This window comes from Streptomyces sp. NPDC059398, from assembly GCF_042751845.1.
Taxonomy (GTDB): Bacteria; Actinomycetota; Actinomycetes; order Streptomycetales; family Streptomycetaceae; genus Streptomyces.
Genome location: NZ_JBHYWP010000154.1, coordinates 1 through 12,196, shown reverse-complemented (window position 1 = coordinate 12,196; position 12,196 = coordinate 1). Strand labels below are relative to the sequence as shown.

At 70.8% G+C, this 12,196-nt stretch carries 14 protein-coding genes; 7 read left to right on the top strand and 7 right to left on the bottom strand.

All coding sequences use genetic code 11. The annotated features are described in order from the left end of the window. Positions 1-76 precede the first annotated feature (76 nt). The 3 genes from ACFXBC_RS33635 to ACFXBC_RS33625 form a co-directional block, all read right to left on the bottom strand. On the bottom strand, positions 77-853 hold the full coding sequence (locus tag ACFXBC_RS33635) for a transglycosylase SLT domain-containing protein (protein WP_385033410.1): 777 nt from the start codon (positions 851-853) through the stop codon (positions 77-79). Positions 854-1,132: 279 nt separating this feature from the next. After that, the gene (locus tag ACFXBC_RS33630; protein WP_385033407.1) at positions 1,133-2,206 is read right to left on the bottom strand and encodes an S-adenosylmethionine:tRNA ribosyltransferase-isomerase; all 1,074 of its coding nucleotides are present in this window, start codon (positions 2,204-2,206) and stop codon (positions 1,133-1,135) included. After that, on the bottom strand, positions 2,203-2,901 hold the full coding sequence (locus ACFXBC_RS33625; RefSeq protein WP_385033404.1) for an SDR family NAD(P)-dependent oxidoreductase: 699 nt from the start codon (positions 2,899-2,901) through the stop codon (positions 2,203-2,205). The genes ACFXBC_RS33630 and ACFXBC_RS33625 overlap by 4 nt, the downstream gene beginning before the upstream one ends. Before the next feature lie 200 nt (positions 2,902-3,101). Between ACFXBC_RS33625 and ACFXBC_RS33620 the strand changes: the two genes are divergently transcribed. The 3 genes from ACFXBC_RS33620 to ACFXBC_RS33610 all read left to right on the top strand — a co-directional run bounded on the left by ACFXBC_RS33620 (position 3,102) and on the right by ACFXBC_RS33610 (position 5,314). After that, on the top strand, positions 3,102-4,247 hold the full coding sequence (locus ACFXBC_RS33620; RefSeq protein WP_385033401.1) for a GAF domain-containing sensor histidine kinase: 1,146 nt from the start codon (positions 3,102-3,104) through the stop codon (positions 4,245-4,247). Continuing rightward, entirely contained in the window at positions 4,240-4,899 is a 660-nt protein-coding gene (locus ACFXBC_RS33615) for a response regulator (RefSeq protein WP_385033398.1), read from the top strand. The genes ACFXBC_RS33620 and ACFXBC_RS33615 overlap by 8 nt, the downstream gene beginning before the upstream one ends. Positions 4,900-5,074: 175 nt before the next feature. Then, a complete protein-coding gene (locus tag ACFXBC_RS33610) occupies positions 5,075-5,314 on the top strand; it encodes a chaplin (RefSeq protein ID WP_385033395.1) in 240 nt (79 codons plus the stop codon). Between the two features lie 260 nt (positions 5,315-5,574). Here the strand turns inward: ACFXBC_RS33610 and ACFXBC_RS33605 are convergent, their stop codons facing one another. Then, entirely contained in the window at positions 5,575-6,366 is a 792-nt protein-coding gene (locus ACFXBC_RS33605) for a hypothetical protein (RefSeq protein ID WP_385033392.1), read from the bottom strand. Positions 6,367-6,578: 212 nt separating this feature from the next. Between ACFXBC_RS33605 and ACFXBC_RS33600 the strand changes: the two genes are divergently transcribed. From ACFXBC_RS33600 to ACFXBC_RS33590, 3 genes are all read left to right on the top strand, one after another. Further along, positions 6,579-7,376 carry an ABC transporter ATP-binding protein gene (locus ACFXBC_RS33600; protein WP_164267483.1) on the top strand — a complete coding sequence of 266 codons (798 nt, stop codon included), beginning with the start codon at positions 6,579-6,581 and terminating at the stop codon, positions 7,374-7,376. 88 nt (positions 7,377-7,464) lie between these two features. After that, on the top strand, positions 7,465-7,893 hold the full coding sequence (locus ACFXBC_RS33595; RefSeq protein WP_385033389.1) for an NfeD family protein: 429 nt from the start codon (positions 7,465-7,467) through the stop codon (positions 7,891-7,893). 82 nt (positions 7,894-7,975) lie between these two features. Beyond that, positions 7,976-8,917: an SPFH domain-containing protein gene (locus tag ACFXBC_RS33590; protein WP_164267481.1), complete on the top strand. Its 942-nt coding sequence runs from the start codon at positions 7,976-7,978 to the stop codon at positions 8,915-8,917. 127 nt (positions 8,918-9,044) lie between these two features. Here ACFXBC_RS33590 and ACFXBC_RS33585 read toward each other — a convergent pair whose 3' ends face one another. The 3 genes from ACFXBC_RS33585 to ACFXBC_RS33575 form a co-directional block, all read right to left on the bottom strand. After that, positions 9,045-9,548, bottom strand: a complete 504-nt coding sequence (locus ACFXBC_RS33585) for an HNH endonuclease (protein WP_385033385.1) — start codon at positions 9,546-9,548, stop codon at positions 9,045-9,047. Positions 9,549-9,704: 156 nt separating this feature from the next. Next, a complete protein-coding gene (locus ACFXBC_RS33580; RefSeq protein WP_385033382.1) occupies positions 9,705-10,241 on the bottom strand; it encodes a YbhB/YbcL family Raf kinase inhibitor-like protein in 537 nt (178 codons plus the stop codon). Between the two features lie 40 nt (positions 10,242-10,281). Beyond that, complete coding sequence (locus tag ACFXBC_RS33575; protein WP_385033379.1) at positions 10,282-11,064, bottom strand: sporulation protein; 783 nt, start codon at positions 11,062-11,064, stop codon at positions 10,282-10,284. A 100-nt stretch (positions 11,065-11,164) separates the two neighbouring features. Here ACFXBC_RS33575 and ACFXBC_RS33570 point away from each other — a divergent pair, with 100 nt between their 5' ends. Further along, complete coding sequence (locus ACFXBC_RS33570) at positions 11,165-11,806, top strand: DNA-3-methyladenine glycosylase (RefSeq protein ID WP_385033376.1); 642 nt, start codon at positions 11,165-11,167, stop codon at positions 11,804-11,806. Positions 11,807-12,196: the final 390 nt, after the last annotated feature.

The following is a 12,196-nucleotide window of genomic DNA, read 5'->3' as shown; positions in this document are numbered from 1 at the left end:
CCCGCAGTGGGGTGCCGCCCTTCGGCGCTGTCCGGCAGTGTGCCGGACCGGTGATCAGTACGTGCTCAGTGCCGGATCAGTAGGCGCTGTTGACGTTGTCGATCGAGCCGTAGTTCGCGGCGGCGTAGTTCGCGGCAGCGGTGATGTTGGCGACCGGGTCGTAGATGTTGAACGATGTTCCGGCGACGTGGTAGGTGTCGAAGGTCGGCTGGATGGTCTGGAGCAGACCCTTCGACGGGACACCGTTCTGGGCGTTGATGTCCCAGTTGTTGATGGCCTGCGGGTTGCCGCCGGACTCACGCATGATGTTGCGCTGCAGACCGTCGTACGAGCCGGGGATGCCCTTGGCCTTCATGATGTCCAGGGCGTGGCGGATCCAGCCGTCGAGGTTGTTCGCGTAGACGGTCGTGCGGGTGGCGGCGCGGCTGGCGGCCGTCTTGGCCGCGCGCTCCTTCGCCGCCTTCGCGGCAGCGGCCTTGGCCTTGGCGGCGGCGGCCTTCTTCGCCTTTGCGGCGGCTTCGGCCTTCGCCTTCGCGGCTGCCTTGGCCTTCGCTTCGGCCTTGGCCTTGGCCTCGGCCTTCGCCTTCAGCGCGGCTGCCTTGGCCTTCGCCGCCGCGGCCTTGGCGGCCTTGTCGGCGTGGGTCTGCTGCGTGTGGAGGCTTGCCTCCACGGTCTTGGTCTGCGAGGCGAAGGCCACCGGGGCGGCGTCGACCGACGTGTGGGTCGTCTCGGCGGACGCGTTTCCGGGCACAAGCGTGAAGGCGACGGCTGCGGCGCCGACGGCGGCCACACCACCGATCGAGTACTTGTGGGTCTTGGTCAGCCGACGACGGCCGTGGCGGTTCTCGGTCATGCGGGCGTACCTCTTCGAATAGCGGAAGTCGCGAGCGCCGGGGGCGGCGGTTGCGCCCCTGGGGCGGCGACGGGAGCAATTCTTAGCGGCCGCAAAATATTGTGGCAAAGGTGTGACGTACGATCCTGATTAGTGGCGCAGGGGGAGCTCTGGAGGGCTGGGCGCCCGCGCGTACCCGGCCCATGCGCCCCTTAACCATCCACTAGCGAACCTCGTAAGTGACGTGGGTCCTATGCGCGGCGTCACATCGATTGCACAGCAAATTCACTATGCGTTGCTTCAGCAATTCGGAGCGTCAGGTTCCTCATCCGGAAGGATGAGGTGCACATCCCCGAACTCGTGCCAGAGGTAGAGGGCTCGTACCGCTTCCGCATAGCTGCGCTCCAGGGCCGCACGCCCCGCGACCGCCTCCAGCATCAGCAGATGAGAGGCCTCCGGCTCATGCAGCCCGGTCAGCAGCCCGTCCACCACCCGCACTCCGCGAGCCGGTGTGACCACCAGATCCGTCCACCCCGCCCGCGCCCCGACCACCCCGTCGGCCCCGGCCGCGGTCTCCAGGGCCCGCACCGCCGTCGTCCCCACCGCGACGACACGCCCGCCGCCCGCCCGCGCCGCGTTGACCAGCCTGGCCGTGGCCTCCGGCACCTCGAACCGTTCGGGATAAGGGGTCTCGTGCGCCTCCGCCGACGCCACTCCGGTGTGCAGCACCACCGGGGCGAACTGGATCCCGCGGCTCACCAGCTCCGCGACGAGCCCCGCCGTGAAGGGCCGTGCGGCGCTCGGCATCTCCGCCGACCCGGCCCCGTCCGGCGCGGCCAGCGCGAACACCGTCTGGTACACGGAGAGCGGCTGGTCGCGCCGGGTGTACGCGTACCGGATCGGACGGCCGTACCGCCGCATCAGCTCCGGCACACCGGCCACCGAAGGCCGGGCCCACCACAGCCGCTCCTCACCGTCGGCCAGCGGCTCCTCCCACACCAGCCGTACGCCACCGGGCAGTCGCACCACGGATCCCGCAGGACCGCCCGCACACCGCCGGGTGCTCCCGCCCGGCACCGGCTCCCGCAGCTCCACCGCCCACCGGCCGTCGTCCCCGGATGCGGAGAAGTGCACCACCACACGGGCCCCCGCCCCGGACGTCCCGTCGACCGCGGCGGGCAGCGTCCGCGAGGTGTTCACCACCAGGACGTCCCCCGCCCGCAGCAGCTCCGGCAGCTCCCGGAAGGCGTGGTGGGAGACCGCCGTGCCGCGCGACACCATCAGCCGTACGTCGTCCCGGCCGCGCCCGCGCTCCTCGGCGGGCACCGCCGCCAGCAGCCCATCTGGGACCCGCAGCGGCTGCCGCGCCCTCATCGCACCTCACCGGCCAGTGCGGCAGCCGTGTACCGGCCGCTCGCCGGCCGTTCGGCGAGCAGCCGCAGAAACGCCGGGACCACATCCGACGGCGCGGCCCGGTACTCCTCGTCACCGGGCACCGCGGCCGCGTACAGATCCGTCCGCATGTCGCCCGGATCCACCGCCCACACCCGCAGCCCCGGCTCCTCGGCCGCCAGCACCGCCGACAGCTGGTCCAGCGCGGCCTTCGACGCCCCGTACCCGCCCCAGTCCGGGTACGCCTCGACAGCGGCGTCCGAACTCACCGTGATCACCGCCCCCGCACCGGCCGCCCGCAGCAGCGGCAGCGCCTCCCGCACCAGGCCGAGGGCCGCCACCACATTGGTCTCCAGCGCCGCCCGCAACCCCTCGGGGGTCAGCTCCGCCAGACGTACGAGCGGCTCGGCGCCCAGCGCGCTCGCATTGCTGACCAGCAGATCCAGCCCGCCCAGCGCACGCGCGGCCCCGATCAGCCGGCTCCGGTGCGCGGCGTCGGTCACATCCCCCGCCACCGCCACCACCCGCGTGCCGTACTCCGCGAGCTCCCGCTCCGCCCTCTCCAGCACCTCCCGGTCCCTCGCATCGACGACCAGGTCCCAGCCCCGCTCCGCGAGCCCGGCCCCGAGCGCCCGGCCCAGCCCCTTCGATCCGCCGGTGATGACTGCTACCGCCATGGCACGCCCTCTTCCTTCGCGTTCCTCGCTTGGTGCCATCAACGTAGGAACGCGGTCCCGCCCCGCGCCTCGTCCGCGGGACGGGGCGGCGGCGGCACTTCGGCCTAGTCCTCCCGGCCCCCGGCCTGGTCCCAGCGGACCGGACCCCGGGCCGTCCACAGCCCGATACGGCCCGGCGGGCCCGCCGGTACGGTGTGGCCATGTCCCATCGACCCGCTTCCGGACTGTCCGCGGTGAGTACCGCGCTGCTCGCCATGAGCAGGCACCTGGAGGTCCGTGACGTCCTCAAGACGATCGTGGTCTCGGCCCGCGAGCTGCTGGACGCCGAGTACGCCGCGCTCGGCGTCCCCGACGACCACGGCGGCTTCGCCCAGTTCGTGGTCGACGGGGTCAGCGACGCCCAGTGGAAGGCCATCGGCCCGCTCCCGCGCCAGCACGGCATCCTCGCCGCGATGCTGCACGACGAGAAACCCCAGCGCCTCGACGACGTACGCCAGGACCCCCGCTTCGAGGGCTGGCCCGCCACGCACCCCGACATGTCGGACTTCCTTGGCCTGCCCGTCCGCGACGGCGATGAGACGATCGCCGCGCTCTTCCTCGCCAACAAGCGCTGCCCCAGACCCACCGGCCGCTGCGGATTCACCGAGGAGGACGAGGAGCTGCTGACGATACTGGCCCAACACGCCGCCATCGCCCTCACCAACGCCCGTCTGTACGAGCGCAGCCGCGAGCTGACCATCGCCGAGGAACGCTCCAGGCTGGCCCACGAACTCCATGACGCGGTCAGCCAGAAACTCTTCTCCCTGCGGCTGACCGCCCAGGCCGCCACCGCACTCGTGGACCGCGACCCGGCCCGCGCCAAGGACGAGCTCCAGCAGGTCGCCGATCTCGCGGCGGAGGCCGCCGACGAACTCCGGGCCGCCGTCGTGGAGCTGCGCCCGGCCGCTCTCGACGAGGACGGCCTGGTCCACACGCTCCGCACGCACGTCCAGGTCCTCGACCGTGCGCACACCCCCCAGGTCGCCTTCCGGAGCGGGCCGGTGCGGGCGCTGCCCGCCGCCCAGGAGGAGGCGCTGCTGCGGGTGGCGCAGGAGGCGCTGCACAACGCCCTGCGCCACTCGGGGGCCGCACACATCGATGTCGTACTGGACCGGCACGGCCCCGGCGCGGTCCTGCGGGTCACCGACGACGGCGCCGGATTCGAGCCATCGGCCGTACGGCGGGCGGGCCGGCACCTCGGTCTGGTCTCCATGCGGGACCGGGCGAGCGGGGTCGGGGGCCGGCTCAGGGTGAAATCGGCGCCGGGAGAGGGCGCCACGATCGAGATGGAGGTGCCCGGTGGCTGACACCGCACCGAGGCCGAAAGCGGCCGTACGTGTCCTGCTCGTCGACGACCACCAGGTGGTCAGGCGGGGCCTGCGCACCTTTCTGGAGATCCAGGACGACATCGAGGTCGTGGGTGAGGCGCCGGACGGTGAGCAGGGGGTGGCGGCCGCCGAGGAGCTGCGGCCCGACATCGTCCTGATGGACATCAAGATGCCGGGCATGGACGGCATCGAGGCGCTGCGCAGACTCAGGGAGCTGGCCAACCCGGCGAAGGTGCTGGTGGTCACCAGCTTCACCGAGCAGCGCACGGTGATCCCCGCGCTGCGCGCGGGTGCGTCGGGCTATGTGTACAAGGACGTCGACCCGGACGCACTGGCCGACGCGATCCGCTCGGTCCACGCCGGGCACGTCCTCCTCCAGCCCGAAGTGGCCGGGGCGCTGCTCTCCCAGGAGCCCGGCGGCGGACAGGGGAGGGGCACCACCCTCACCGACCGGGAGCGCGAGGTGCTCGGGCAGATCGCCGACGGACGCTCCAACCGGGAGATCGCACGGGCACTGGTCCTCTCCGAGAAGACCGTCAAGACACATGTGTCGAACATCCTGATGAAACTGGACCTCGCGGACCGTACGCAGGCGGCGCTCTGGGCGGTACGGAACGGGGCGGCGGGCTGATGGACGGGGCGGCGGGCTGACAGCACCGGGCCGGCCGGCTGAGCGGACCGTCATATTCCGGTGTGAGATTCATACCGTCGGGTGTAAGTCACCCACATGGCGTATCCGAATGATCCGTGCGCCGTTCTCCATGCATGCTGCGGCGCCGGCCGCAGCCCGCTAGGAGGAACCTGAAATGAAGAACCTGAAGAAGGCCGCCGCCGTCACCCTCGTCGCCGGTGGCGTACTCGCCGCCGGAGCCGGTGCCGCGTCCGCCGCCTCGCACGCGGCCGGTGCGGCGACCAACTCGCCCGGCGTCGTCTCCGGAAACGTGGTCCAGGCCCCGGTGCACGTCCCCGTGAACGCCGTCGGCAACACCGTCTCCGTGATCGGCGTCCTGAACCCGGCCTTCGCCAACCACGGCCTCAACGGCTGACCGCACCACCGCTGACCGCACCACGGTCACCGGCCGACGGCCCCTCAGGCACCACACGGTGCCGGGGGGCCGTTCGGCATTCCGGCGCATCGGCATCCCACGCATCGGCATCCCACGCATCGGCATCCCACGCATCGGCATCCCACGCACCGGCGCCCCGCCCACCGGCCGACAGCCTTCCGCATCAGCGGCCCCCGCATAGCCCCGGGCCGCGGTCGAGCGCCCACCGGCCGACCGCGCCCCGGGCCCCCGCCCTCCCGTCAGCCGCGCTCCCGCTCCCGGTCCTCCACATACGCGTTGTACGCCGCCACCTGCGCCCGCCGGGCCACCCGCTCCACCGGCCGCAGCGCCTCCCCCCGCGCCGCCATCTCCGACGCGCTCACCGCGCCGCCCGGCCCGTGCTCGTACGCCACCGAGACGAGCAGCCCGATCCGCCGCGCCAGTTCCAGCACCCGGACCGCGCGCGCCGGATACCCCGGCGCCAGCAGTTCCCCGGCCCCCGCCTCGGCCCGCGCCCGGTACGCGTCGATCGCCGCATCGGCAGCGGGCCCGCCGCCTGCCACATCGAGCCCCGAGAGCACCGCGGTCGCCTCCCGCAGCGCCTCCGCCAGCTCCCGCTCCGCCTCACCGAGCGACGGCACATCGGCCGGCGGCGCCTCCCGTACCGGCAGACAGTGCCAGACCACCTCCCGGTGCAGATCGCCCTCAGGGCCCGCCTCGTACAGCTCGGGCACCAGACCCAGCGACACCCCGAAGACGGTGACCGCCTCCGCCGCCTCCAGCGCCCGCGCGTTGAACTCGGGCGGCCCGCTGAGGCCCAGCGGATGCCCCGCCGTCGGCATCGCCACCCGGAATCCGGTCGCGCCGAGCGCTCTCAGCCGCCCCAGCGCCAGCGTGAGCCCGACGGGCCCCGGCTCGCCCGGCAGCCCCTCGACCCGGTGCACCGCGTCCTCGCCCACGATGGCGAGTGCGGCGTCGTCCGGCGATACCATTCCGGCCAACAGGGCATTTCCCCATGCGGCCAGCCGTCCTGAGCGTGGTTCCGTGAACATGGAGCCAGAGTAGGGACTGGACCTGGGGCCTGTCGTTCGGATCAGGCCGAGACCCCGGGGGCTGTCGGGCGGCGCAGGTCGCAGACGCGCGGTCCGGTACGCCGGACAGCCCCTACACGTGGGTGCACTTCTCAGGTGGCGTAGGTTTTCCCTGGGAGCTGCGCCCACAGGCGCACGCGCGAACCGAGACTGCATGGGGAGACAACGCGCTCATGAGCGATGTACTGGAGCTGCTGGACGTATCGGTGGTCCGCGACGGACGTGCTCTGGTGGACGACGTCTCCTGGGCGGTGAAAGAAGGGGAGCGCTGGGTGATCCTCGGGCCCAACGGCGCGGGCAAGACCACCCTCCTCAACATCGCGTCCAGCTACCTCTTCCCGACCACCGGCACGGCGTCGATCCTCGGCGAACAGCTCGGCAAGCCCGGCACCGATGTCTTCGAGCTCCGTCCGCGCATCGGCATGGCGGGCGCCGCCATGGCCGAGAAGATGCCCAAGCGGCAGACGGTCCTCCAGGTCGTGCTCACCGCCGCCTACGGCATGACGGCCACCTGGCACGAGGACTACGAGGAGGTCGACGAGCAGCGCGCCCGCGCCTTCCTCGACCGCCTGGGCATGACCGAGTTCCTGGACCGCAAGTTCGGCACCCTCTCCGAGGGCGAGCGCAAGCGCACCCTGATCGCCCGCGCGATGATGACCGACCCGGAACTGCTCCTGCTCGACGAGCCCGCCGCGGGTCTCGACCTCGGCGGCCGCGAGGACCTCGTACGCCGTCTCGGCCGGCTGGCCAAGGACCCGTACGCCCCCTCGATGGTGATGGTCACCCACCACGTCGAGGAGATCGCGCCCGGCTTCACCCACGTCCTGATGATCCGTCAGGGCAAGGTGCTCGCGGCCGGCCCGATGGAGACCGAGCTGAGCTCCCGCAACCTCTCGCTCTGCTTCGGGCTGCCGCTCGTCGTCGAACAGCGGGGCAACCGCTGGACCGCACAGGGACTTCCGCTCGGCTGAGGACCGCGCGGGGGTCTTCCCCCGGCCGACCGGTTCCGGACCCCTTGCGCCCTGTCCCCGGAGGGGACTGCCGCCCTACCATGACCCCGTGGACATCGAGACATGGGTGTGGTGGCTGATCGGCGCGGCCGGGCTGGGAATCCCGCTCGTCATCACCGCCATGCCCGAATTCGGGATGCTGGCCGTGGGAGCGGTCGCCGCATCGGCCGCCGCCGCCCTCGGCGCCGGCCCGGTGCTCCAGGTCCTCATCTTCGTGATCGTGTCCGTCGCGCTCATCGCCGTCGTACGCCCCATCGCGAACCGGCACCGCTCCCAGCGGCCCGAACTGGCCACCGGGATCGATGCGCTGAAGGGTCGTCAGGCCCTGGTCCTGGAACGGGTGGACGGCAGCGGGGGCCGGATCAAGCTCGCGGGGGAGGTCTGGTCGGCGCGGGCACTCGACGGCGACACCAGTTATCAGCCGGGCCAGCAGGTGGACGTGGTGGAGATCGACGGAGCGACAGCGGTCGTCCTGTGACAGAACCTCACACACGGCAGGCCGAGGTCTGCGAAGATCGATCATCGGGAACAGCCGGCAATCGAAGGGCACGGGGAGCACGATGCCATCCGTCATCATCGTTCTGATCATTCTGGTGGTGCTGGTCTTCATCGCCCTGATCAAGACGATCCAGGTGATCCCACAGGCCAGCGCCGCCATCGTCGAACGGTTCGGCCGCTACACGCGCACGCTCAACGCCGGGCTGAACATCGTCGTCCCGTTCATCGACTCGATCCGCAACCGGATCGACCTCCGGGAACAGGTCGTACCCTTCCCGCCGCAGCCGGTGATCACCCAGGACAACCTGGTCGTCAACATCGACACGGTCATCTACTACCAGGTGACCGACGCCCGCGCCGCGACCTACGAAGTGGCCAGCTACATCCAGGCGATCGAGCAGCTGACCGTCACCACCCTCCGCAACATCATCGGCGGCATGGACCTGGAGCGGACGCTGACCTCCCGTGAGGAGATCAACGCGGCGCTGCGCGGTGTACTCGACGAAGCCACCGGCAAGTGGGGCATCCGCGTCAACCGCGTCGAACTCAAGGCCATCGAACCGCCCACCTCCATCCAGGACTCGATGGAGAAGCAGATGCGCGCCGACCGTGACAAGCGCGCCGCGATCCTCCAGGCCGAAGGTGTCCGGCAGTCCGAGATCCTGCGCGCCGAGGGTGAGAAGCAGTCGGCCATCCTCCGGGCCGAAGGTGAGGCCAAGGCGTCGGCGCTGCGCGCGGAGGGTGAGGCCCAGGCCATCCGTACGGTCTTCGAGTCGATCCACGCGGGCGACGCGGACCAGAAGCTGCTCGCCTACCAGTACCTGCAGATGCTGCCGAAGATCGCCGAGGGCGACGCCAACAAGCTCTGGATCGTGCCGAGCGAGATCGGCGACGCGCTCAAGGGCCTGAGCGGGGCCTTCGGCAACCTCGGCGAGAACGTCCCCGGCTTCAACACCGGCAAGGAGTCGCCCGCCCCGCCGGCCGCCAGGCGCCCCTCGGAGTAACAGCCGTCGCAACGGCCCGGCGCAGAAGAATCCAGCCCGCCTCCGGCCCCGGGGGCGGGCTGCTGCGTACGGCGGGCCTGTGCGTACGCCGGTCCGCCGGGGGCCGCACCTTCGCTCCCGCCGGTGGCTACGCGGTCTGCGGGAGCCAGTCGGGCAGCGCCTGCCGGTCACCCGCGCCGAGCGCGAGCATCATCGCGTCGGCCGGGGTCGGCACGAACGGCCTGCGCAGCAGCGGCATCCCCGCCTGCTCCGGGGTACGGGCCGCCTTGCGGTGGTTGTCCTCGGCGCAGGAGGCCACCGTGTTCAGCCAGGTGTCCTGGCCACCCTGGGCACGCGGCACCACATGGTCGACGGTGGTGGCCCGCCGCCCGCAGTACGCGCACCGGTGCTGGTCGCGGACCAGGACCCCCCGTCTCGACCACGGCGCCTGTCTTCGGAACGGCACCCGGACATAACGGCAGAGCCTGATCACCCGGGGCACCGGCAGTTCGACGGCGGCGGCGCGCACCCGCAGCCCTGGGTGGGCCTGCTCGACCACGGCCTTGTCCTGGAGCACCAGGACCACCGCGCGGTTGAGCGTCACCGTCGACAGCGGCTCGAAGCTGGCGTTCAGTACCAATGTGTCCCGCATGGTGCCCACCTCCGGGTGCCGGCCCACCCCCTGGCGGGGCTGGGATCAACTCTGGCCGGGCACGCCACGATGGACAACGCAATAAAAAAGGCCCTGCCCAGATCTCTCCAAGACCGGGGCAGGGCAAACAGAAGCGGGCGCGTCGCTTCGCGCGCTTCAGCTTTCGGCGGGAGCGGCGTACTCGGCGATGAGCTGGGCACGGGCCAGCGTGTGGAACCGCAGATTGAAGCCGACAGCCGCGGGCGGGGTGTCCGAGTCGATCCCCAGCTGCGGGACGTCCACCGCGTACACGGTGAAGACATAGCGGTGGTTCTCACCGGCCGGCGGCGCGGCGCCCCCGAACTCCTTCGCCCCGTAGTCGTTACGGGCCTGGACCGCGCCCGGCGGCAGCCCCTTGAACCCGCCACTGCCCGCACCCGCCGGGAGCCCGGTCACCGAGGCCGGGATGTCGAACAGCGACCAGTGCCAGAACCCGCTGCCCGTAGGGGCGTCGGGGTCGAAGCAGGTCACGGCGAAGCTCCTGGTCTCCGGCGGGAACCCCTCCCACCGCAGCTGCGGCGAGGTGTTCCCCGCCGCGTACACCTGAGCGTCCTTCAATACCGACCCCGCCGCGATGTCCTCGCTCACCACGGTGAACGAGGGCACCGGCGGATGAAAGTCATGGGGGAGCGGCGGCTTGCTGAGCCCGGTCACGGCGGCACCTCCTGCATCGGCTGTCAGTTCCGTTCCGACCCTAGAGCCAGTTCCGTCTCCCACCCACATCGGCCAGCCACTGATGGAGGTACCCCGTCCAGTCGGTGTCCCGGAAATCGTGCAGACCGACCTGGAACGCCCGGTACGAGTCGCTGCTCTCGCTGAAGAGACCCGGCTTCTTGTCCATCTCCAGAATCACATCCATCTCGCGGTCGTCCGTGACAAAGGTCAGCTCCACCTGGTTCAGACCCCGGTACTGCTCCGGCGGGCAGAACTCGATCTCCTGGTAGAAGGGGAGCAGCTGGCGCGTGCCACGGATGTGACCGCGCTCCAGATCCGCGCTCACGAAGCGGAAACCGAGCCCGGCGAAGGCATCGAGGACGGCCTGCTGAGCGGGGAGCGGATGCACCTGGATGGCGTCCAGATCCCCGGAGTCCACCGCCCGCGCGATCTCCAGCTCCGTCATCACACCGATGTGCATCCCGGGCAGCGGCTGTCCCGCGATGTTCGTGATCGGGGTCTCCCAGGGTATTTCGAGCCCGAACGGCACCACATGCAGAGCGCCCGCCGCGATGTCCAGCTCCCCGCCCAGGCGCAGCTCGGTGAACTCGATGTCCTGCTTGACCTCGTGGTCCCCGCTCTCGATCTCCACCCGCCCCTGGAGCCCCACGGACAGCCCCTCGATCCGCTGGCTGACGGCCCCGCCCCGGATCCTCACCTCGCCCTGGACCACACCGCCCGGCACGACATTCGCCTCGGACAGCTCCGTCTCCACCGAAGCACCCCCGGCCCCCAAGCTCGCGAGCAGTCTCCTGAACCCCATGCCCACTTCACTCCTCATCGCTCCCAGTTGATCTTGCACCCCCATGCATACGCGCCTCCGCGCGCCGGCCGCCAGCCGTCCCCCGTTACGCTGGTCACCCATGAGCGCCAGTCCGGACCGTACGCCCCTGCCACGCGCGTTCTTCGAGCGCTCCGTACTGGAAGTGGCCCCGGACCTCCTGGGCCGCACCCTGGTCCGTCGCACACCGGACGGACCGATGGAGCTGCGCCTCACCGAAGTGGAGGCGTACGCCGGAGAGGCCGACCCGGGATCACATGCCTACCGGGGCCCGACACCCCGTAACGAGGTCATGTTCGGTCCGCCCGGTCATGTGTACGTCTACTTCACCTACGGCATGTGGCACTGCATGAACCTCGTCTGCGGCCCGGAGGGCAGCGCGAGCGGAGTGCTGCTCCGCGGGGGAGAGGTGACGGCGGGCGCAGAGCTGGTGCGCGAACGGCGCCCCGCGGCCAGGCACGACAGAGAGCTGGCCAAGGGTCCGGCCAGGCTCGCCACCGGTCTGAACGTCGACCGGTCGTGCAACGGTGCGGACATCTGTGCCACGGGCGACACCGAGCTGGCCATCCTCACCGGCACTCCGCCCCGCCCCGGCCTGGTACGCAGCGGCCCCCGCACGGGAGTTGGCGGAGCGGGCGCCCATCAGCCGTGGCGCTTCTGGATCGACGGCGACCCGACGGTCAGCCCGTACCGGGCGCATGTTCCGCGCAAGAGACGGACTTGACTCGCCCCTGCCGGACGCCTAACGTAGTCCGAGCCGCTTGACACGGGCACTGCTATCGGAACGGCCCATCGGACCGAACCTGAGCAGCCCGAAGCAGCCAACCACTACCTACGATCTCCCTCAAAGGGTTTGACTTTCGGCATGCCGAAATTCGAATCCAAGGCCCGATTATGAGCCTCCGAGGAAATCGGCTAACGTAGTGGACACGCCGGAAAGGGAAACGCGAAAGCGTGGAACTGGAAAGCACCCGGCCGACCGGGAATCGGACACGAAAGAGTCTGATAGAGTCGGAAATGCAAGACCGAAGGGAAAAGCCCGGAGGAAAGCCCGAGAGGGTGAGTACAAAGGAAGCGTCCGTTCCTTGAGAACTCAACAGCGTGCCAAAAGTCA

Coding starts and splice junctions, on each gene's coding strand:
- ACFXBC_RS33635 (WP_385033410.1), bottom strand. CDS start 853: ATGACCGAGAACCGCCACGGCCGTCGTCGGCTGACCAAGACCCACAAG.
- ACFXBC_RS33630 (WP_385033407.1), bottom strand. CDS start 2,206: ATGAGGGCGCGGCAGCCGCTGCGGGTCCCAGATGGGCTGCTGGCGGCG.
- ACFXBC_RS33625 (WP_385033404.1), bottom strand. CDS start 2,901: ATGGCGGTAGCAGTCATCACCGGCGGATCGAAGGGGCTGGGCCGGGCG.
- ACFXBC_RS33620 (WP_385033401.1), top strand. CDS start 3,102: ATGTCCCATCGACCCGCTTCCGGACTGTCCGCGGTGAGTACCGCGCTG.
- ACFXBC_RS33610 (WP_385033395.1), top strand. CDS start 5,075: ATGAAGAACCTGAAGAAGGCCGCCGCCGTCACCCTCGTCGCCGGTGGC.
- ACFXBC_RS33605 (WP_385033392.1), bottom strand. CDS start 6,366: ATGTTCACGGAACCACGCTCAGGACGGCTGGCCGCATGGGGAAATGCC.
- ACFXBC_RS33600 (WP_164267483.1), top strand. CDS start 6,579: ATGAGCGATGTACTGGAGCTGCTGGACGTATCGGTGGTCCGCGACGGA.
- ACFXBC_RS33590 (WP_164267481.1), top strand. CDS start 7,976: ATGCCATCCGTCATCATCGTTCTGATCATTCTGGTGGTGCTGGTCTTC.
- ACFXBC_RS33585 (WP_385033385.1), bottom strand. CDS start 9,548: ATGCGGGACACATTGGTACTGAACGCCAGCTTCGAGCCGCTGTCGACG.
- ACFXBC_RS33575 (WP_385033379.1), bottom strand. CDS start 11,064: ATGGGGTTCAGGAGACTGCTCGCGAGCTTGGGGGCCGGGGGTGCTTCG.
- ACFXBC_RS33570 (WP_385033376.1), top strand. CDS start 11,165: ATGAGCGCCAGTCCGGACCGTACGCCCCTGCCACGCGCGTTCTTCGAG.